Source organism: Corallococcus sp. EGB (genome assembly GCF_019968905.1).
Lineage (GTDB): Bacteria > Myxococcota > Myxococcia > Myxococcales > Myxococcaceae > Corallococcus.
This window is the reverse complement of sequence record NZ_CP079946.1, coordinates 61528-81568: the sequence shown is the minus strand read 5'-3', so window position 1 is coordinate 81568 and position 20041 is coordinate 61528. Positions and strand designations below refer to the sequence as shown.

The following is a 20041-nucleotide window of genomic DNA, read 5'->3' as shown; positions in this document are numbered from 1 at the left end:
GGCGGCGCGGCGGACTGACCGCGCACCTCCGGGCGTTTCTCTCCAGGACCGGACGGGCGCGGCCACCGGAGCGTGCGTTCCGGTTCCAGGGGGAAATGACTCCTCCGGAATTCTCCGTTGCCCACCCCGGAGGAGCCGGGCGACAGTGCCACGACCGGGAGGTCGTCCCCCGCCCCTCGGTTCCCGCTCATGAGCGTGCCCCCTTCCGATGCCGAACAGGCCCTGAGGGCCGAGGTCGAACGTCTGCGGCTGCGCCTGCGCGCCGCGGGCCTGGATGACGGCGCCGACACGGTCTGCGCGCGGGCCCCGGAAGCCCCAGCGCGCCACGACAGGGATGCCGACGCGCGCGTGAAGCACGAGCAGCTGCGATTGGCCCAGGAGGCGGGCGGTATTGGCGTGTTCACGCTGGACATCGCCACCAACCAGATGACGGTGACGCCGGAGTTCTGCCGGCTGTACGGCGTGCCGGTCTCGGAGACCGTGCCCGCGCCGGAGATTGAAGCGCTCGCGCTGGAGGAGGACCGGCGGCACGTGTCCAACGCGCGCACGCGGGCCGCGGGGCAGGTCACGTCGTCGGTGGAGTACCGCATCCGCAAGCGGGACACCGGCGAGGTGCGGTGGATCCACCGGCGCGCGTCGCTCGTGTACGACGCGGCCGGAAAGCCCGTGCAGCTCATCGGCATCACCCAGGACGTCACCGAGCGCCACCAGGCCGACGACGCCCTGCGCACGGCGAACGAGCGCGTGCAGCTGGCGCTCAACGCCGAGGCGATGATTGGCACCTGGGTGTGGGACGTGCCGGGCAACCGCGTCGTCGCGGACGAGCGCTTCGCGCACTCCTTCTCGTTGGATGCGGCGCAGGCGCGCGAGGGGCTGCCCATTGCCCAGTTCGTGGCCGCCATCCACCCGGAGGACCGGCCCGGCGTGGAGGCCGCCATCGCCCGCGCGCTCCAGACGGGCGGTGCGTACCGCTCCGAGTACCGCGTGCGCCGCTCGGGGGGCGACTACCGGTGGGTGGAGGCCAGCGGGCAGTGCACGCTCTCCACGGATGGCGCGCCGGCGCGCTTTCCCGGCGTGCTGGTGGACATCGACGCGCGCAAGCGGGCGGAGCTGCGGCAGGCGGCGCTGCTGGAGATGGCGGACCGGCTGCGCGAGGCCTCGTCCCCGGACGCCGCCGCGCAGCTGGCCATGGAGGTGGTGGGACGGCTGCTGGGCGTGCCGCGCGCGGGCTACGGCACGGTGGACGCGGCGCATGCGCTGGTGCTGATGCACCCGAACTGGGTGGCCTCGCCGGACGTGGCGCGCGTGGAGGGCGTGCACCGCTTCCACGACTACGGCGTCTTCCTGGAGGACCTCCTGAAGGGCGAGGTGGTGACCATCCCGGACGTGCGGGAGGACCCGCGCACGGCGCGCCAGGCGGACACGCTGGAGCAGGTGGGCATCCGGGCGCTGTTCAACATCCCGCTGCTGGAGCACGGCCGGTTCGTGGCGGTGCTGTTCCTGCACGACGTGCGGCCGCGCCGCTGGACGGAGGAGGAGGTCGAGCTGTGCCGCAACGTGGCCGACCGCGTGTGGGCGGCGCTGTCCCGGCTCAAGGCGCTGTCGGAGCTGAAGCGGGCCAACGAGACGCTGGAGGAGAACGTGACGCGGCGCACGCGGGAGCGCGACCGCGTGTGGAACGTGTCCCAGGACCTGCTGGTGGTGGGGAGCCTGTCGGAGGGGAAGTTCCTCAGCGTCAACCCGGCCTGGACGCGCATGCTGGGGTGGACGGAGGAGGAACTGCTGGGCCGCACCTCGGAGTGGCTGGAGCGCCCGGAGGACTACGCGCGGACGCGCGCCGAGGTGCACCGCCTGGAGGGAGGGCAGCCCACGCTGAACTTCGAGAGCTCCTACCGGTGCAAGCACGGCGGCTACCGGCGCATCTCCTGGACGGCGGTGCCGGTGCCCGAGGACGGCGTGCTGTACGCCTCCGGGCGTGACGTCACCGAGCAGCGGCAGACGGAGGAGCAGCTCCGTCAGGCGCAGAAGATGGAGGCGGTGGGCAAGCTCACGGGCGGCGTGGCGCACGACTTCAACAACCTGCTCCAGGTGGTGGGCGGCAACCTGCAGCTGCTCCAGCGCGACGTGGCGGGCAACGAGCGGGGCATGCAGCGGGTGCGCTCGGCGCTGGGCGCGGTGGAGCGCGGGGCCCGGCTGTCGGGGCAATTGCTGGCGTTCTCGCGGCGGCAGCCGCTGGAGCCGCGCTCCTTGAGCCTGGGCCGGCTGTTGCGCGGCATGGACGACCTCTTGCGCCGCGCGCTGGGCGAGGACGTGGAGGTGGAGACGGTCATCGGCGGCGGGCTGTGGAACACGCTGGCGGATCCGCACCAGTTGGAGAACGTCATCCTCAACCTGGCCATCAACGCGCGCGACGCGATGAAGGGCAGCGGGAAGCTGACGCTGGAGTTGAGCAACGCGGCGCTGGACGACCACTACGCGCAGGCGCACCCGGAGGTGCTGCCGGGGTCGTACGTGCTGCTGGCGGTGTCGGACACGGGCGGGGGCATGACGCAGGAGGTGATGGAGCGCGCGTTCGAGCCGTTCTTCACCACGAAGCCGGAGGGCCGGGGCACGGGCCTGGGGCTGAGCATGGTGTACGGCTTCGTGAAGCAGTCCGGCGGGCACGTGAAGCTCTACAGCGAGCTGGGGCACGGCACGACGGTGAAGGTGTACCTGCCGCGCTCCTTCCAGCCGGAGGCGCCGGTGACGGAGGTGGCGCCGGGGCCGGTGGAGGGCGGGCGGGAGACCATCCTCGCGGTGGAGGACGACGCGGAGGTCCGCGCGACGGTGGTGGAGATGCTGACGGAGCTGGGCTACCGGGTCCTGCGCGCGGTGGACGGGCAGAGCGCGCTGTCCATCCTGCGCAGCGGCGTGGCGGTGGACCTGCTCTTCACGGACGTGGTGATGCCGGGGCCGGTGCGCAGCCCGGAGCTGGCGCGGCAGGCGAAGGCGCTCCAGCCGGACATCGAGGTGCTCTTCACGTCCGGCTACACGGAGAACGCCATCGTGCACGGCGGCCGGCTGGACCCGGGGGTGAACCTGCTGTCCAAGCCGTACCGGCGCGAGGACCTGGCGCGCAAGGTGCGCGCGCTGTTGGATCAGCGGCAGCAGCGTCTGGTGGCGCCGAAGCCCCCCTGGCCGGAGGTGCCGCGCGCCGTGGAGCCGCCGGCGACGCAGGAGTCCGCGAGGCGGATGCACGTGCTGCTGGTGGAGGACGACGAGGACATCCGCGCGTCCGCCAGCGAGCTGTTGGGGTTGCTGGGCCACGCGGTGATGCCGGTGGCGAGCGCGGAGGAGGCCCGGGTGGCGCTGGCGGCGGAGCGCTTCGACGTGCTCTTCACGGACGTGACGCTGCCGGGCATGTCGGGCGTGGACCTGGCGCGCGAGGTGGCGCTGCGCAGGCCCGCCATGCGCATCATCATCGCGTCCGGCCACGGCCGCGCCGCGCTGGAGGGGGACCCGCAGCAGTGGCTGGGCGTGGTGGTGCTGCCCAAGCCCTACGCGCTGCCGCAGGTCCAACAGGCCCTGGCGCAGGTGGCCGCGACGGCCCGCTGAGTCACTCCCAGCAGGCCTTCAGCTCCGGCCGCTAATCGCAGACCTGCTCGGTGGCGTGCGTGGTGGCCCGGGGGCTCCAGCCCTCGTTGCCGTCCTTCTCGAAGTAGAACTTCGCGCGCGTGCGCTGGCGTGTGCCCACCTCGTTGAGCGTGTTCGCGTCGTACAGGCGCCCGTTCACCATCGTGTAGCGGACCGTGCGGGTGTTGGAGATGTCCTCCAGCGGGTTCCCGTCCAGCACCACCAGGTCCGCGAGCTTGCCCACCTCCAGTGAGCCCAGGTCCTTCTCCATGCCCAGGTGGCGCGCGCCGTTGAGCGTGCCCGCGCGCAAGGCCTGCATGGGAGACATGCCGCCCTGCACGAACATCGCCAGCTCCCAGTGCGCCGCCAGGCCCTCGCGCTGTCCGTGCGCGCCCAGCTGCACGCTCACGCCCAGGTCGTTCAGCTCCTTCGCCGCGCGGGCCACGTTCTGGTGGTTGAACTCCTCGTCCGGAATCATCACGCGGCGGCGCGAGCGCCCGTCCACCACGCGCCGGGGCACGAACGACAGGAGGCGCGTGTCCTCCCAGACGTTCGTCTTCTGGTACCAGTAGTTCTCCCCCATGAGCCCGCCGTAGGCGACGCCCAGCGTCGGCGTGTAGTTCACCTGCGTGCCCTTCCAGAGCTGGCGCACGTCGTCGTAGATGCGCGCCACCGGCAGCGAGTGCTCCAAGCCCGTGTGCCCGTCCACCACCATGGTCAGGTTGTGCTGGAGCAGCGAGCCGCCCTCGGGCACCACCAGCATGTCCAGCTCGCGCGCGGCCTGGAGGATCTTCTGCCGCTGGTCGCGCCGGGGCTGGTTGTAGCTCTTCACGCTGAAGGCCCCCAGCGCCTTCATCCGCCGCAGGTGCCGTCGCGCGTCGTCCAACGTGTCAATCTCCACGTGCGCGTCCGCGCTCGCCGCCCCGTACAGGATGGTGCCCGTGGAGAAGATGCGCGGCGACGTGAGCATCCCCGCCTTGCCCATCTCGCTGGCGGCGAAGATGGTCTCCGAGTGGTTGGACGGGTCGTGCAGCGTCGTCACCCCGAACGCCAGCGACGCCGCCTGCACCCAGCTCTGCTCGGGCATCAGCCCGTCCACGCCCATGGCCCCGTGCCAGTGCACGTCAATCAGGCCCGGCATCAGCGTCTTGCCCTTCACGTCCACCACCTTCGCCCCGGCCGGCACGTTCACCTTGCCCACCGGGCCCAGCGCGACGATGCGGTTGCCCTGCACCACCACCACGCCCTGCTCCACCACCTGCTCGCCCTTCATCGTCACCAGCCGTCCGCCCACCAGCGCCAGCGTCCCCTCCGGCACGTCCGACTTCTGGGAGAAGCCCACGTCCACCCCGTCCGCCTCCGGCGGCGGCAGCGCCTTGGGCGACCCGTCCAGGAACGTGAACGCGTCCTTCAGCGCCCGCGTGTAGAACCTGGAGCCCAGCGCCCAGTGCAGGGCCAGGCGCCCCTCCGTGCCGGACCAGTGCAGGTACTCGCCCGCGTCACGGCTCACCTGCGTCACCGGCATCGCCTTGGTGCCCGGCCCCACCCGCGCCTCCTTCGCGCCGCGCACGAAGGGCGTCACGTACGCGTTGAAGTCCTCGCGGAAGGCCACCCACCGGTCGTCCGGTGACACGCGCATCTCCAGCGCGCCGCCGCTGGTCAGGTGCGTGCGCGGCTCGCCTCCGTCCAGCCCGATGCTGCTCAGCGTGCGCACGTCCTCCACGTCCTTGGACTCCACGTTCAGGAAGTACACGCGGTCCGACTTCGCGCCGAAGTGCGGCTGCTCCCCGTCCCGCGTCAGCTTGCGCGCCACGCCTCCTCCGGTGGACGGCACCACGAACAGCCCCGTCTCCCGGCTCCACGTGCCCGGCATCAGGTAGCCGTCGCCCGTCGTCCGGTACACCACCCACCTGCCGTCGGGGCTCATCGCGGGCTCCACGTAGAAGCCCGGCTGCGTCGTCACCACGCGGCCCTCGCCGCCCGTCGCCGCCACCACGCGCACCGCGCCCAGTGCGTCGTCGTCCCACGTCGTGTAGACGATGGAGCGCCCGTCCCGGGAGAACGACGGGTAGAACTCCAGGTGCTCGTTCTGGCGCGTCAGCCGCCGCGGCGTCCCCGACGGAAGGTCCTTCACGTACAGCTTGCCCAGCGCCTGGTACACCAGCCTCCTGCCATCCGGTGACACCTGCATCCAGCGCAGCATCTTCACGTCGAAGCGGTCCGGCGCCGTGGGGCGCGTGCTCTTCACCGCCGCGAACACCGTGCGCGTGCCCTTCACGTGGAAGGGGATGGGCGTCACCTGCCTCGTGGCCACGTCGATGCGGTGCAGCGTCCCGCCCGCCCAGAACACCAATGACTTGTTGTTCGGCGTCCACGCCATCACCGGGGACACGCCGTGGATGGCCCACGTCTCCTGCATGTCGCGGTCGAGCCCGTCATACAGCGGCCGCTCGGCCCCGGACTTCACGTCCGCCACGTACAGCACGCTCTTGCCGCGCACGCGCCGCACGAACGCCAGCTGCTTGCCGTCCGGCGACGGCGTGGGCCGGATGGAGCCGCCCGGGCCGGTGACGAAGGGCTCCACCTCCTTCGTCTCCAGGTCCAGCCGCTGGATGGCGTAGAGCTCCTTGTTCGGATCCTTGTCGTACTCGAAGGACTTCCCCGGCGTGACGTCCTGGCTGAAGTAGACGGAGCGGCCGTCCGGGGAGTACGCGGGCTCGCCCAGGTCCTTCTGGTCGTTGGCGCGCTCGGTGAGCTTCACGCCCTCGCCGCCCGCGCGGTGGTACATCCACACCTCGCCCGCGCCCAGCGAGCGCCGGCCAGTGAAGTGCTTGCGCGCCACCAGGAACTGACCGTCCGGGCTCCACGCGGGGCTGTTGAGCAGCCGGAACTTCTCCTGCGTCACCGCGCGGGGGTTCTTGCCGTCGCGGTCCATCACCCAGATGTTGTCTCCGCCGCCCCGGTCGCTGGTGAACGCGATGGACTTCCCGTCCGGGCTGTAGCGCGGCTGCATGTCCCAGGCCGCGCCGGACGTCAGCGCTCGCGCCTCGCCGCCCGCGATGGGCAGCGCGTAGATGTCTCCCAGCAGGTCGAAGACGATTTCGTCTCCGCGCGGGCTCACGTCCACGTTCATCCACGTGCCCTCGCGCACGTCGATGGGCACCTGCGTGCTGGCCACGCCCGGGGGCGCGTCCACGTTCCACGTGTCCTTCTTCGCGTCCGCCGGCTCCTGCCCGGCGACGGGGGCCAGGGTGCCGCCGTCGCCCTCGCTCGCCCGGGCGGCCTCGCGCGCGGTGTCCTTGGGCGCCGGCGGAGAGGGCGGCTCGTGCGGAGGCGCTTCGCCCTGTCCCGGCGGCGGCGTGGGGGCGGGCGGATCCGAGGGCTTGGGCAGGGGCTGCGCCGCCAGGAGCAGGCCTGGGACGAGCAGCGCGAAGCAGAGGGAGGAGAGGGGTCGGTTCACCGGAAGTGTCCTCGGGGAAGACGCGGGGCGCGGCATCCTGCCAGGATGCAGGGCCTGGCAGGGCGCCCGTGAACCCGCGGAGGGGCAGGCGTGTTCCTGGGAGCAACGTGCCGCGGTGCTTTCCCCCGTCGCGGTCCGAATCTGCTACTGCATCCATCCCATGTCGGACTTCAGTCTTCCCACGGACCCGGAGGCGCGGCGGGAGAAGCTCTCCGTGCTCTACACCGAGGCGGTGCCCCACAACCACGCGCTCGGGCTGCGGCTGGACGCGGTGGGGGACACGACGGCGACGGTGGTGATGCCGTACGCGGACGTGCTCGTCGGCAACCCGGAGACGGGGGTGGTGGCGGGCGGCGCGGTGACGACGCTCATCGACGCGGCGAGCGGCACGGCGGTGATGGCGGCGCTGGGCGCGTTCGCGGCCATCGTCACGCTGGACCTGCGCATCGACTACCTGCGCCCCGCGCGCCCGGGCCTGCCGCTGACCGCGCAGGCCGAGTGCTACAAGGTCACCCGCCTGGTCGCCTTCGTGCGCGCGCTGGTGCACCAGGGCGACCCGGCGATGCCGGTGGCGTCTTCGCAGGGCACCTTCATGCGGGTGGAGGACTGACGGTCATGGGCACGCCTTCCCTTCCCCTCGCGGATCTGGTTCGCCAGGTGCGCCAGACGCGCGAGTACCACCGCCTCACGGACGCCATCCCCTACACGCGCTTCATGGGCATTGGCGTGGAGAACCTGGCCGGCGAGATGCTCTGCCGCATGCGCTACGCGCCGCACCTGATTGGCAACAGCCTGCTGCCCGCGCTGCACGGCGGCGCGCTGGGGGCGCTGCTGGAGTCGAGCGCCATCTTCGAACTGCTGCTCCAGACGGACACCGAGCGCGTGCCCAAGGTCATCTCCACCACGGTGGACTACCTGCGCTCGGGCAAGGCGCAGGACACCTTCGCGCGCGCGTTCATCACGCGGCAGGGGCGGCGCGTGGCCAACGTGCGCGTGGAGGCCTGGCAGGACGACCGCACCCGGCCCATCGCCAGCTCGCACGCGCTGTTCCTGCTGTCGGAGCCGTGAGCGCCTAGCGCTTCACCACGATGCGGTACGTGCGGCGCGCGCCGTCGCCGCTCCAGACGATCAGCGTGGTCTTGCCCGCCTTGAGCGCGGAGACCTCCACGCCGTTGACTCCCGTCGTCTTCACGTCCACGACGGACGGGTCTCCCAGCGCCACGCGGCTCAGGCCCGGCACCGTCAGCATGTGCTTCCCGCCCTTCTTCAGGGTGAGCGTTTCGTCCGCTGGCGGGAGCTCCTCCGCGTCCGCGGGGCGAGCGGCGGGCGCCTCTGCCCATGCCGGCATGGCGCCGAGCAGCAGGGTTCCCAACGTCAGGGCCATGAAGCGTGAAGCCATGGATGCGACCTCCGGGGACTCCGGTGGAGCCCGGAGCTGCCCCAATGTCCCATGCGTGGATATCCGACGTCTCCTCAGAACTCAGGGAACACGGGGACTGACATTGTTACAGCGTGGTTCCCATTTCTACAGGGTCCATTCCGGGCGCTCCGGCGGGCAGCGTGCACGGGGACACGCTGGAGTGCCTCGCGGTCCGCCGGGTGGAGGACAGGCGTTCCGGTCCGCGGTCGCGGTGGGGGCGAGACAGTGAACGCGAGCGCGCGGCACGGGCGCGCGGCACGTCGCCTGCTAGCCCAGAAGAGCGACACCGACGCGGAGACCCCCCATGAGCGAGCGCGAGTCGACGAAGCTGCGGGACTTGAAGGAAGCCGCCTATGCGCTGTACCAGCGGGGGCGGTATGCGCAGTGCGCGGAGACGTACGCACAGCTCGCGAGGCGGCTGCCGCGCGACGCGAACGTGCGCGTCCGGCTGGCGGAGGCGTGCCGCCGCGCGGGACACAAGGAGCAGGCGATCGCCGCGTACCGTGAATCCGCCAGGATACTCTTGTCACTGGGTTGCGAGTCCCGCGCGCGGGGCGCGCTGAAGGCCGCGCTGGAACTGGATCCGCGAGACGCGACGCTGCAAACGGAGTTGGTGCGGCTGGGTCAGGGCGCGGACACGGCGGAGGCCATCGAGGAAGAGGCGCTCTACCGCTTCGACCGGCTGCCCCCGCCGACGCCGCCGCCCGCGCGGATGCGCAGCGTGCCACCGCCGTCCATCACGCCCGTCTGCATCCGTGGGGCCCCGAATGCGATACCGGGGCCGGGACGGCAGGTGGTGGATCCCCATTCGCGTCCCACCGCGCCGGCCGTGACGGCCATGCGCGACGCGGCGACGGAGACGCTGTCACGCTCGATGGCGGGGATGCCGCGTCCGCAGGAGGTCGCGCCCCTGCCGAAGGTCATCGTGTCGATGTCCTCCTTCGAGGAGCCACCGGCCGCGGGCACCGCGCGGGCGACGACAGGGAATACGCCTCCGGGCATCGCGCCCGTCGCGATGGGCAGGGCCCTGTCCCAGAAGGGGCCGCTGGGCCTGCCCGCACCGCTGAGGAGTCTTCCGGGGGCGTTGTCGTCCCAGGTGACTCCGGCGCCGATACCGGAGCGCCCCACGGTGAAGGTCCTCGCGTTGAGGAGCCGCGCACCCGAGGCCCAGCCGACGACGCCGCTGCCTCATGCGAACACCCACCAACCGCACGCACCGGCGCTGACGGCGCCGCCGTCGGTATTGCTGCCCTACAAGCCGGAGATGCGCCGCCTGGCGCCGAACGTGGTGGCCCTGCGCGTGTCGCCGCAGGCACGCTGGGTCATCATCCGCTCGCAGAGCGAGCTCGAGGTGAGCCGCTCCGAGGAGCTGCCCGACGGGTTCGCCTCCGCGCATTGAGGCGGGGCGGGGTCCGGACGCCCACTCTGCGTTCGTCTGCCATTGCATGCTCGGATGACTCTCACGGAGCGGAGCAGGCTCCGGGGAGGGTTTCCGCATGCGGTGCTGGTGGTTGATTCCGCTCGTCACAACGGCCGCGGCGCCCTTCCCTCAATGGGAAGGGCGCCCGGTCTCACACCCTGTCCGGGAACAACCTGCCCTACATGGACACGGACTTCGCCGGGTCGATGAGGCTCTGGAGCGGATTCGTGGCCTCCGCCGTCTCCTGCTGCTCCACGTCCGGCTGTTCAGCGCGGACCTGCGCCTCGCAGTGATTGCTCTTCCGATTCTGGTGGCAATGCCGGATGCCGTACACGTGATGGCACCCGCATGGATCCACGCGCTTCTTGGCGCACAGCGAGGGATTGAACACCGGAGCCGCGGTCATCTCCACCGGCCCCGCCTGCAACGCCGCCGCCAGCACCATCCCCGTCAAAAACCCCATCGCCCACCCCCTTGATGCACGCTGCAGAAATGGGAATGCCGATCCGCCACCGCAACCCCCGGGCTTGTCTGAATGCCGGGTCGTGCACTCCCGATCGCTTTCTCCTTTCGCCGCCCCGGATTTCCACCTCGGGCGCGCCAGGCGAGCAGCCATGCGTCTGTCCGGAACCCGGCACCGTCAGGGATGATGGAGGGCCGCGTCCCTGCCGCGCGTTCACCCACCTGGGGGATTCACCATGAGCTGGAAGCAACACCTGGAAAAGGTCTCCGAGGGCCATTACGTCCTGCCGCGCACCAAGACCATGCGCGTGCACGCGGACCTGTTCCTGTCCGACAAGCTCCTCTGGGGGGAGGAAGGCAACCCGGAGGCGCCCGGCCTGGAGGACGCCGTCTTCGACCAGGTCGTCAACGCCGCCACCTTCCCGGGTGTCACCCGCGTCGCCGTCACGCCCGACTGTCACGTGGGCTATGGCGTCCCCATCGGCACCATCGTGGAGACGGACGGCGTCCTGCTGCCCACCGCCGCCGGCTACGACATCGGCTGCGGCATGGTGCAGTTGCAGACCTCTCTCACCGTGGAGGACGTCGCCGACCCCGCGAAGCGCCGCCAGTGGATCGACGAGGTGGTCGACCGCATCGCCGTGGGCGTGGGCGCCACCCGCGCGCGCAAGCAGCGCCGGCTCAGCGAGCCCACCGTCAAGGAGGTGCTCCGGCACGGCGCCAAGGCGCTGGGCCGCAACCGCTCCGTCACCGAGCGCGACTTCATCCCCGTGGAGGACACCGGCGTGTCCATCCCCGAGCGCGCCTATGACAAGCGCGGGCAACTGGGCAGCCTGGGCGGCGGCAACCACTTCACCGAGATGCAGGTGGATGAGACGGGCCGCGTCTGGGTGATGCTCCACACCGGCAGCCGCGGCTTCGGCTGGAACATCGCCAAGCACTTCTTCGTGGCGGGCGCCGCGCAGCTGGGCCTCAAGAGCCGCAGCGAGGACTTCGTCTGGCTGGACGCGGACAGCGCGCTGGGCCGGCACTACTGGAACCTGCACAACATGGCCGCCAACTTCGCCGTGGCCAACCGGCTGCTCATCGGCGAGGCCGTGTGCGGGGCGCTCGAGGACGTGTTCGGCGGCACCGCGAGCATCTACTACGAGATCAGCCACAACCTCATCCAGCGCGAGGGCGGGAAGTTCGTCGCTCGCAAGGGCGCCACGCGGGCCTTCCCCGCCGGTCACCCGGCCCTCAAGGGGACGACGTGGGAGTCCACCGGGCACCCCATCCTCATCCCGGGCTCCATGGAGACGGGCAGCGCCATCCTCTTCGCGGAGCCGGGGGCGGAGAAGTCCATCTACTCGGTGAACCACGGCTCCGGCCGGCGGCTGTCACGGGCCGCCGCGCGCCGGCAGCTCCAGCAGGAGGAGACGGACCGGCGCATGGCGGAGGCCGGCATCCTGCTCAACACCCGCACCACGCCGCTGGATGAGTCCGGGCCCTGCTACAAGAACCTGGACGACGTGCTGGAGACGGTGGAGCAGGCGGGACTCGCCCGGGTGGCCCACCGCCTCAAGCCGGTGGCCTGCATCAAGGGCGCGGATTGACGGGTATCCCAGGAAGGGGACTCGTGGGGGAGGCCGGGCGGCGGTAGACTGGACATCCGCCTGGAGCCCCACCATGCCCCCGTCCCCCACTCCCTCCCGGGAAGCCGAGCTGGCGCGCGCCGAAGCCGAAATGGCGAGGCTGGAAGCGCAGCTCGCCGAACAGGTGGCCCGCGCCACCGCTGAATCGGCCGCGTTGAGCGAGCGGCTCGTCCGCATGCGCCAGGCCCTGGCCAGCCCGGAGCACGCCGGGGACCCGCGCTTGTCCCAATGGGCCATGCGCCTGGAGGACACCGAGTCTCCTGAACCCTCTCCGGAGCTCGCGCGCCTGCGGGAGAAGGCCCTGGACGCGCGCGAGGCCGCGCTGGACACGCGCCGGCAGGCCGGGCTGGACCTCCAGTCCGCGCTGCGCGTGCAGCAGGAGGACGCCGCCCGCGTGGAGAAGGCGCTGGCGTCCGCCGAGGCCGACCTGAAGCGCGTGGAGGCCGCGGCCAGGGCTCGTGCGGAGGCCGAGGAGAAGGCCCGCCGCGCGGCGGAGGCGGAGACCCAGAAGGTCGTCCCTCCCGCGGCGCTGCGGCCGTCCGGGGCGAAGGCATCCCCGGAGACGCCGGCCCGCGCGGAGCGCCCTCCGGCACACGCGCCCGTGGCCGCCACGCCGGCGAAGCGCGACGCGCGCAAGGCGGGCCGGGTGCGGATGCACACGACCATCGACACGCGCAGCGACTCCAACTTCTTCACCGGCTTCTCCATGGACATCAGCGAGGGCGGCATCTTCATCGCCACGGTGGAGTCGGTGCCGCGCGGCACGGCGGTGGAGCTGGACTTCACGCTGCCAGGAGGCCGGCCGCTGACGGTGAACGGCGTGGTGCGCTGGGCGCGCGACGGCAACGACCGCACGCCGGACCTGATGCCGGGCGTGGGCGTGCAGTTCACCACGCTGCCGCCGGAGGTGGCGCACGCCATCTCGTCGTTCGTGGCCACGCGCGACCCCATGTTCTATCCGGACTGAGCGCCACGGAGCTCTGCTAGGAAGCCCGGGCATGATCGACCACCTGAGCTTCTACGCGACCGACTTCGCTGCCTCGAAGGCCTTCTACGAAGCGGCCCTGCCCGCGCTGGGCGCGGGTCTGGTGATGGAGATGACGGCCACCTGGGACGCGGAGTTCCCCACGCGGCGCATGGCGGCCTTCGGTCCGCCCCAGCGTCCGGTGCTATGGCTCATCGAGACGCGGACGCCCGCATCGCCCCGGCACGTGGCCTTCAGCGCGAACGGGCCGGAGGCAGTGGACGCCTTCCACCAGGCCGCGCTGAAGGCTGGAGGCAGGGACAACGGCGCGCCGGGCAAGCGTCCGCACTACCACGCCGGCTACTACGGCGCGTTCGTGCTGGATCCGGACGGCAACAACGTGGAGGCGGTCCACCACGGCATGCCGTGAGAGGCGATGGAAAGGCAATCACCAGACACCATCGTGAAATCCTGGTGAAAGAAAGTTTGCTTGAGATTCAAGCCATGCCCGGATGGCCTTGCGGGTGACCGTTCCGTCCGTGGGGCGGTCATTTCCAGGAAGGTGCTCCGTGATGAACATCCGTTCGTGGGTGGCGCTGTCGACGCTGGGATTGACCCTGTGCGCTCCGCTGGTCGTGGCGCAGCAGTCCGGCTACGTCGATGCGACGTCGTACCTGTCGTCCCGGCCGGAGTATCTGTCATGGCTGGAGTTGCGCTCGAACCTGAAGGGGAACTTCGACGACATCTGCGGGGACACGTTCTGCGAGGGTGACTACAGCAACATCGAGTCGCTGCGCTTCCAGTGCTCCGTCAACAGCGCGACGGGCGTGATTGGCCAGTGCGTCTGGGTGTTCGCCGCGAGCAACGAGGAGCTCAATCCCTCCACGGGGGAGATCTCCGTGCAGACGCAGACCTGGACCTGCCAGAGCCCGCTGGCCAGCGGCACCACCATGACCTCGCTGCTGACGGCGCTCTCCGGGACCTCGCCCCTCTACGCCACGCTGCCCGGCACCAGCACGTCGCTCTACGACGGCCTGGTGGACTGCCTGTAGTCGCAGGCCCGTCGCATTGACGGGCCGGGCCCGCCACCGTCTCTCCACGGAAACGGCGGGTCCCGGTCCGTACGCCGCGCGGGGTGAGGAGCACTGCGGCCCAGAGGGACCGTCTCGGAGCATGGCGGGCCCGGATGCTGCAGAGGCGGGCCGCCATGATTCCCGACCTCGCCCGCCTCGCCTCCCGTGGAGAGTCCGCCACGCTCGAGCTGAAGCGCTCGACAGGTGAATTGCGCAAGGCGATGCACACGCTCTGCGCCTTCGCGAATGGACAGGGCGGCACGGTGCTCCTGGGCGTGAAGCCGGACGGGGAGCTCGTCGGCCAGCAGGTGAGCGAACAGACCCTGCATGACATCGCGACCGCGAGGGAGCGCTTCGAACCTCCGCTCGATCTCCACATCCAGAGCGTGGAGGTCGCCTCGGGGCGGAGCGTCCTCGTGCTCACCGTGGGCGGCATCAGTGATTCCGTGCCATACACCTTCGACGGCCGCGCCTACGAGCGCGTGGGGAACACGACTCGCAAGATGGCGCAGGAGCGCTACGAGTTGCTGTTGATGGAGCGCGCGCACAGCCGCCGCCGTTGGGAGAATCAGGAAGCCGACGAGGTTCCCCTTCAGGAGCTCGACCGCGCAGAGGTGCTGCGCATCGTCGAAGCAGCGCGCTCCGCCGGGCGTCTGGTGGGACCGGTGGGACGAAGCCTTCCCGAGCTTCTCGACCGTCTCGGCGTACGCCACAAGGGCAAGCTCCTGCGCGCGGCGGTCGTGCTCTTTGGGAAGACGTTCCTCCCCCACCATCCCCAGTGCGAGCTACGTATGGCCCGGTTTCGCGGCACGGACAAAACCGAGTTCCTCGACCAGCGCAACGTGCGCGGACCGGCCTTCCGGCTGCTTGAGGAAGCCGAGCTGTTCTGCCAGCGGCATTTCCCATTGGCGGGTCGCATCGAGCCGGGCCGCCTGCAACGTGTCGACCGTCCACTCATTCCGCCGGATGCGATGCGCGAGCTCCTGGTCAACGCCTTCATCCATCGCGACTACAGCATCGCGGGTGGCGCGGTCTCGCTCGCCATCTTCGATGATCGCGTGGAGATATGGAGCGCCGGGCGATATCCGAAAGGCATCACGCCTGAATCGCTCACACGCCCGCATCTCTCGGTGCAGCGCAATCCCATCATCGCGGAGGTCTTCTATCGCGCAGGGCTCATCGAGAAATGGGGCCGTGGCACGAACCGCGTCGCCGAGATGTGCCGCGCCGCCGGGCTCTCCTCCCCGGAGTTCGCTGAAGTCACGGGCGCCGTGGTCGTCGCGCTACGAGTGAATGTGGGGCAGACGCTGACTCCGCCGGTTCGGGGGGAGCTCCCCCATACGGACTGGGGGGAGCTACCTCCGGATCGGGGGGAGTTCCCGGTGGATTGGGGGGAGCTACCTCCGGATCGGGGGGAGTTCCCGGCGGATTGGGGGGAGTTCAAGACCCGGGAGAAGATTGACGCGCAGACACGTGAAATCGTCGAAAAGTTAGGCCTCCGTCCCAGGAAGACGACCCTGCGCGAGGCCATCGTGGCGCTCACTTCGCTCCGGCCCTGGCACCCCGCGGAGCTCGCCCAAGTACTGCGTTACAGCCCGGACAAGCTGACGGAGCGGCACCTCAAGGCCATGGTCGAAGAGGGCCTCCTCGAGCGCACCCACCCCGATAATCCCAGGCATCCCGCCCAGGCCTACCGGGCCGTGCGCCGGAGCGGGTGAATCCACTCACAGCCCCCATCCACCCGAACCATGCCGCGCCCCGGGCGCCGCTCTTCCTCGCGGCGGCCGGGAGCTCTGCGTTGTGAGGCCTCCGGCAGTGGCTGGCCACCCGGACTCGCGGAACGGGCCTGCCGCTCCATGGGGCAATCCCTATCTTACGGGCGCCATCCGTCGGATACCGGACCGGCCTCCGTGGCAGGAGGTGAAACACGGGTCCTGTTTCTGGCAGAAAGCAACACAACCCATGAGGGGGTGGGACCGCGTCCCCCCTGAAGGAGTCCCTGCCGCATGAGCACGATTCTCCGGACCCCACCCCTCGCCGGCGGCCGTCCCCCTCGCTGGGATTCACGCCGCCGAGCCCCGGCCAGTCCGGCTCCGGCCTCCGCGTCCCTGCCGCCTCTGGAGAAGGTGAACCTGGCCCTCGCCTTCACCAACCTGCTGGCGCCGGGTGTCGCCCGGCCCGTGGGCATGCTCCACGGCCAACCCGTCCACCTGGTGCGGCTGACGGGCACCGGCCCCTGGTGCCAGCACGCCACCGGCGATGCCCTGTTCTTCGTCACCCGGGGCGCCCTGCGCGTGGAATTGCGCGAGCGTACCGTGGACCTGGAAGCGGGAGAGCTGCTCATCGTCCCTCGCGGCGTCGAGCACCGCCCCGTCGCTCCCGCGGAGGCGCTGGTGCTGATGTCGGCCCCTCCGCTCGACGGAGAGGCGGCCGGGCAGTCTCCCGCCCCCTGAGAGACGCTCCAACGGCCCCCGGGCGAGCGAGCCCCCGCTCCGCCCGCGCGCGGTGATTCCTCCCACGGGGCACACGGCGCACTTTTGCCCTGAACGAACGGAAAAGGGGCTTCCCGCGTCGGCCTGGCCGCCGCCGGATGGCCACCGCCTTCCACCAGGAGCGAGTGCCGCCATGCGCATCCACCACCTGAACTGCACCACGATGTGCCCGCCCGGCCGGCGGCTCATGGATGGACGGCGCGGCTTCACTGGCACGGCGGCGCTGACCTGCCACTGCCTGGCGCTGGAGACGCCGCGCGGCCTGGTGCTGGTGGACACCGGCTTCGGCCTCAACGACGTGTACGCGTCGCGCGTGCGGCTCAACCCCCTGTTCCGCGACGTGCTCTGCCGCCCCGCCCTGGCCGAGGAGGCCACCGCCGTCCGCCAGCTGGAACGCATGGGCTTCCAGGCCAGCGACGTGCACGACATCGTCCTCACGCACCTGGACTTCGACCACGCGGGCGGCCTGGATGACTTCCCCCACGCGCGCGTGCACGTGCTGGCGGAGGAGTACCGCGTGGCCACCGCGCAGAAGACCTGGCTGGACCGCGCGAGGTTCCGCCCGCAGCAGTGGTCCAAGGAGACGCGCTGGGAGACGTACATCCCGAACCGGGGCGAGGGCTGGTTCGGCTTCGACTGCGTGCGCGAACTCACCGGGTTGCCGCCGGAGATCCTGTTGGTGCCGCTCGTGGGCCACACGCTGGGCCACTCGGGCGTGGCCATCAACACCGGCGACGGGTGGCTCCTGCACGCGGGCGACGCGTACTTCTACCACGGGGAGATGGACCTGGACCGCTACCGGTGCACCGCCGGCCTGCGCGCCTACCAGAAGCTGATGCAGAAGGATGGCTGGATGCGCTGGTACAACCTGCGCCGGCTGCGCGAACTGGTGCAGCACCATGGCGACCAGGTGTCGGTGTTCTGCGCGCACGACTCGCTGGAGTTCGAGCGGCTGGAGGAGCGCGAGAAGCTGCCCGCGGACTTCCCCATCCAGCCCGGCCTCGTCGCCCCCGTGCCGTCCCTGCACCTCTAGCCGGCCCGCGCGCTCACTGCTGGAGCGGAGGCGGCTCCGCCACCGACGCCTCCTCCACCGGCCGGGGCGTACGCGGCAGGTCCACCGTGAAGGTGGCGCCGCACCCCGGCACGCTCTCCACGCGGATGATGCCGCCGTGCGCCTCCACCAGCTGGCGGGCGATGTAGAGCCCCAGCCCGTAGCCGGCCTTCGTCTTCGCGGCGCGCTCCCGCTCGAAGCGCTCGAAGACGCGGCGCTGGGCTTCCTGCGGGATGCCCACGCCCTCGTCGCGCACGCGCAGCCGCGAGTGGTCCGCGTCCAGCGCCGACACCGACACCGTCACCGGGTGGCCCCGGCCGAACTTCAGCGCGTTGGACACCAGGTTCGTCATCACGCGGTCCAGGCGGACGCGGTCCCAATGCCCCACCTGCCCCGCCTCCACCTCCAGCCGCAGGTCACAGCCCGCCTCCGCGGCCGCGTCCGCGAAGCGCTCCACCACCTCGCGGGCCAGCTCCCCCAGGTCCATGGGCGCAGCGTCCAACAGCCGCTTGCCGGAGGACAGCCGCGACAAATCCAACAGGTTGTGCAGCAGTTGCCCCAGCCGCTGCGCCTGCCCGTGCGCCGCCACCAATCCCTGCCGCAGGTCTTCACCCCGGCCGGCCGCCTGCGCGCGCTGCAGCTTGGTGAGCAGCAATTGCAGCGCGTGCAAGGGATTGCCCAGGTCGTGCGCGGTGACGGCGATGAGGTCCACCGCCTCGCGCGCCTCGCGCAACAGCCGCGTGTTCTCCAGGGCCAGCGCCGCGCGGCCGGCCAGCTCCTCCACCAGCACCTGGTCCGCCGGCACGAAGCGGCGGTGGCCCCGGGCCGTCATCAGCACGAAGGCGCCCAGCGTCTCGCTGCCCGCGAGCAGGGGCACCACCATCGACGAACCAATGCCGATGCGCTCGATGAGCACCCGGTGCTCGTCCGTCTCCGCGGAGGCGGCCAGGTCGTCCACCTTCACCTCCACGTCCAACCGCGAGTGCCCGGTGCGCATCACCTCCCAGACGGCGGGCGGCATGCCCGGGCGGGGGGGGAAGCGCCGCAGGGCCTCCCACAGGCTCGCCTCGCGCTCGGGCTGGATGTGCGTCACCGCCCGGGGCCGCAGCTCGCCCGCGGGAGTGAGCAGGTAGAGGATGCAGCCGTCCGCCACCTCCGGCACCAGCAGCCGCGCCACCTCCGCCGCCGTCAGGTCGGGGTCCAGGGACTGGTGGAAGACGCGGCCGGCCTCCGCGAGCAGCTCCTGCACCCGCTCCTGACGCCGCTGCTCGGTGATGTCGCGCGTCACCACGGAGAAGCCCTGGGGCTGGCCGTCCTCGTCGCGCAGCGCGGTGATGGACACCTCCGCCCAGAAGCGCGAGCCGTCCTTGCGCTGCCGCCAGCCCTCCATGTGCAGCCGCCCCTCCTGGAGCGCCCGGGACAGCTCCCGCTCCGGCTTGCCCGCCGCCGCGTCCTCGGACGTGTAGAAGAGGGAGGTGGGGCGGCCCAATGTCTCCGCCTCGCTCCAGCCCTTGATGCGCTCGGCGCCCGGGTTCCAGCTGGCCACCCGCCCCCGCGCGTCCAGCAGCACCAGGGCGTAGTCGCGCACGCCCTCCACCAGCGCCTGGAAGCGGTTCGCGCTGGCCGCCGCCTCGCGCCGGAGCGGGTGCAGCCGGCGCTGGAGCACCCACGCCAGCGCCGCCGCCACCGACAGCCCCAGCAGGGACGCCACGAGCAGCAGCGCGGTCTCCCACCGGTCCACCCGCATCGCGGCCTGGTTCTCCCGGACCAGCCGCTCCTGCACCGTGCGCTCCAGGTGGGCCTGCGCGTCGCGCACCTGCCCGTGGGCCCGGGCCATCTGCTCCCGCGCCCGCTTCTGTTCCTCGGGAGTGTCGGAGTCCTCCAGGAGCGCGCGCAGGGCTTCCTCGTGCGCCTGCTCCACGATGCGCACCTCCTCCACCAGCGCCTGGTCCTCGGGAGATTCCAGCCGGGCCCGCAGCCGGTCCGCGGTGGCCAGGAAGCGCTGCCGGGCCCGCGCCGTTTCCCGGTTGACCGACTGCCCGCCCGCCAGCAGCGCGCTGTTGGCCAGCGACACCTTGTCGCTGAAGGCCCGCCCCAACAGCCCCACCTCCTGCAGGTCCAGGGAGCGCTCCAGCACCCGCGACTGCACGGACGCCCGCGTCAGCAGGAGCGCACCCACGGCCAGGAGCAGCAGGACGAGCGCCACCGCGAGGCTCACCCCGAGCCCCCACCCCTCCTCCTGTCGCGCGCGCCTGGGACCTGCCATGGGTGTCCCTTCCCCGCCGGGCGCACGTAGGCCTCCGCGCCCCCCGCGTCCATTCACGGTGGGACCCTCTTGCCTCCGCGCCCACCCCCCCTCCCCAGCCCGCACGGTGTCCACCAGTGCGCGCCTTCCCGGCGGGCGGGGCGGGACAGTGACGCCTTTCCGACCGATGGAGGCCCGCCGGGGCTTG

At 71.4% G+C, this 20041-nt stretch carries 15 protein-coding genes; 11 read left to right on the top strand and 4 right to left on the bottom strand.

Features of this window, described 5'->3' with window-relative positions:
- The first annotated feature begins 189 nt into the window (after positions 1–189).
- Positions 190–3594 (top strand): PAS domain-containing protein, encoded by a 3405-nt coding sequence (locus KYK13_RS00340; protein ID WP_223640762.1) that lies wholly within the window; start codon positions 190–192, stop codon positions 3592–3594.
- Between the two features lie 31 nt (positions 3595–3625).
- Here KYK13_RS00340 and KYK13_RS00335 read toward each other — a convergent pair whose 3' ends face one another.
- Positions 3626–7072 (bottom strand): amidohydrolase family protein, encoded by a 3447-nt coding sequence (locus KYK13_RS00335; RefSeq protein WP_223640760.1) that lies wholly within the window; start codon positions 7070–7072, stop codon positions 3626–3628.
- 160 nt (positions 7073–7232) lie between these two features.
- Here KYK13_RS00335 and KYK13_RS00330 point away from each other — a divergent pair, with 160 nt between their 5' ends.
- Together KYK13_RS00330 and KYK13_RS00325 are read left to right on the top strand one after the other, a co-directional pair.
- Positions 7233–7682, top strand: a complete 450-nt coding sequence (locus tag KYK13_RS00330) for a PaaI family thioesterase (protein ID WP_223640757.1) — start codon at positions 7233–7235, stop codon at positions 7680–7682.
- A 5-nt stretch (positions 7683–7687) separates the two neighbouring features.
- Positions 7688–8140, top strand: a complete 453-nt coding sequence (locus tag KYK13_RS00325) for a PaaI family thioesterase (protein ID WP_223640755.1) — start codon at positions 7688–7690, stop codon at positions 8138–8140.
- 4 nt (positions 8141–8144) lie between these two features.
- Here KYK13_RS00325 and KYK13_RS00320 read toward each other — a convergent pair whose 3' ends face one another.
- Entirely contained in the window at positions 8145–8471 is a 327-nt protein-coding gene (locus tag KYK13_RS00320) for a pilus assembly protein N-terminal domain-containing protein (RefSeq protein WP_223640753.1), read from the bottom strand.
- Between the two features lie 325 nt (positions 8472–8796).
- Between KYK13_RS00320 and KYK13_RS00315 the strand changes: the two genes are divergently transcribed.
- Complete coding sequence (locus KYK13_RS00315; protein WP_223640751.1) at positions 8797–9891, top strand: hypothetical protein; 1095 nt, start codon at positions 8797–8799, stop codon at positions 9889–9891.
- Positions 9892–10090: 199 nt separating this feature from the next.
- Here the strand turns inward: KYK13_RS00315 and KYK13_RS00310 are convergent, their stop codons facing one another.
- The gene (locus KYK13_RS00310; RefSeq protein WP_223640748.1) at positions 10091–10375 is read right to left on the bottom strand and encodes a hypothetical protein; all 285 of its coding nucleotides are present in this window, start codon (positions 10373–10375) and stop codon (positions 10091–10093) included.
- Positions 10376–10610: 235 nt separating this feature from the next.
- Here KYK13_RS00310 and KYK13_RS00305 point away from each other — a divergent pair, with 235 nt between their 5' ends.
- The 7 genes from KYK13_RS00305 (at position 10611) to KYK13_RS00275 (ending at position 17570) form a co-directional block, all read left to right on the top strand.
- On the top strand, positions 10611–11969 hold the full coding sequence (locus KYK13_RS00305; RefSeq protein WP_223640745.1) for an RtcB family protein: 1359 nt from the start codon (positions 10611–10613) through the stop codon (positions 11967–11969).
- Positions 11970–12042: 73 nt separating this feature from the next.
- Positions 12043–12975 (top strand): TIGR02266 family protein, encoded by a 933-nt coding sequence (locus KYK13_RS00300; RefSeq protein ID WP_223640742.1) that lies wholly within the window; start codon positions 12043–12045, stop codon positions 12973–12975.
- 31 nt (positions 12976–13006) lie between these two features.
- Complete coding sequence (locus tag KYK13_RS00295; RefSeq protein ID WP_223640739.1) at positions 13007–13402, top strand: VOC family protein; 396 nt, start codon at positions 13007–13009, stop codon at positions 13400–13402.
- 142 nt (positions 13403–13544) lie between these two features.
- Positions 13545–14024: a hypothetical protein gene (locus KYK13_RS00290; protein ID WP_223640736.1), complete on the top strand. Its 480-nt coding sequence runs from the start codon at positions 13545–13547 to the stop codon at positions 14022–14024.
- A 155-nt stretch (positions 14025–14179) separates the two neighbouring features.
- The gene (locus KYK13_RS00285; protein ID WP_223640733.1) at positions 14180–15763 is read left to right on the top strand and encodes an ATP-binding protein; all 1584 of its coding nucleotides are present in this window, start codon (positions 14180–14182) and stop codon (positions 15761–15763) included.
- 288 nt (positions 15764–16051) lie between these two features.
- Positions 16052–16498 (top strand): cupin domain-containing protein, encoded by a 447-nt coding sequence (locus KYK13_RS00280; RefSeq protein ID WP_223640730.1) that lies wholly within the window; start codon positions 16052–16054, stop codon positions 16496–16498.
- Between the two features lie 172 nt (positions 16499–16670).
- On the top strand, positions 16671–17570 hold the full coding sequence (locus KYK13_RS00275; RefSeq protein WP_223640726.1) for an MBL fold metallo-hydrolase: 900 nt from the start codon (positions 16671–16673) through the stop codon (positions 17568–17570).
- 13 nt (positions 17571–17583) lie between these two features.
- Here the strand turns inward: KYK13_RS00275 and KYK13_RS00270 are convergent, their stop codons facing one another.
- Entirely contained in the window at positions 17584–19854 is a 2271-nt protein-coding gene (locus tag KYK13_RS00270; RefSeq protein WP_223640723.1) for an ATP-binding protein, read from the bottom strand.
- Between the last annotated feature and the right edge of the window lie 187 nt (positions 19855–20041).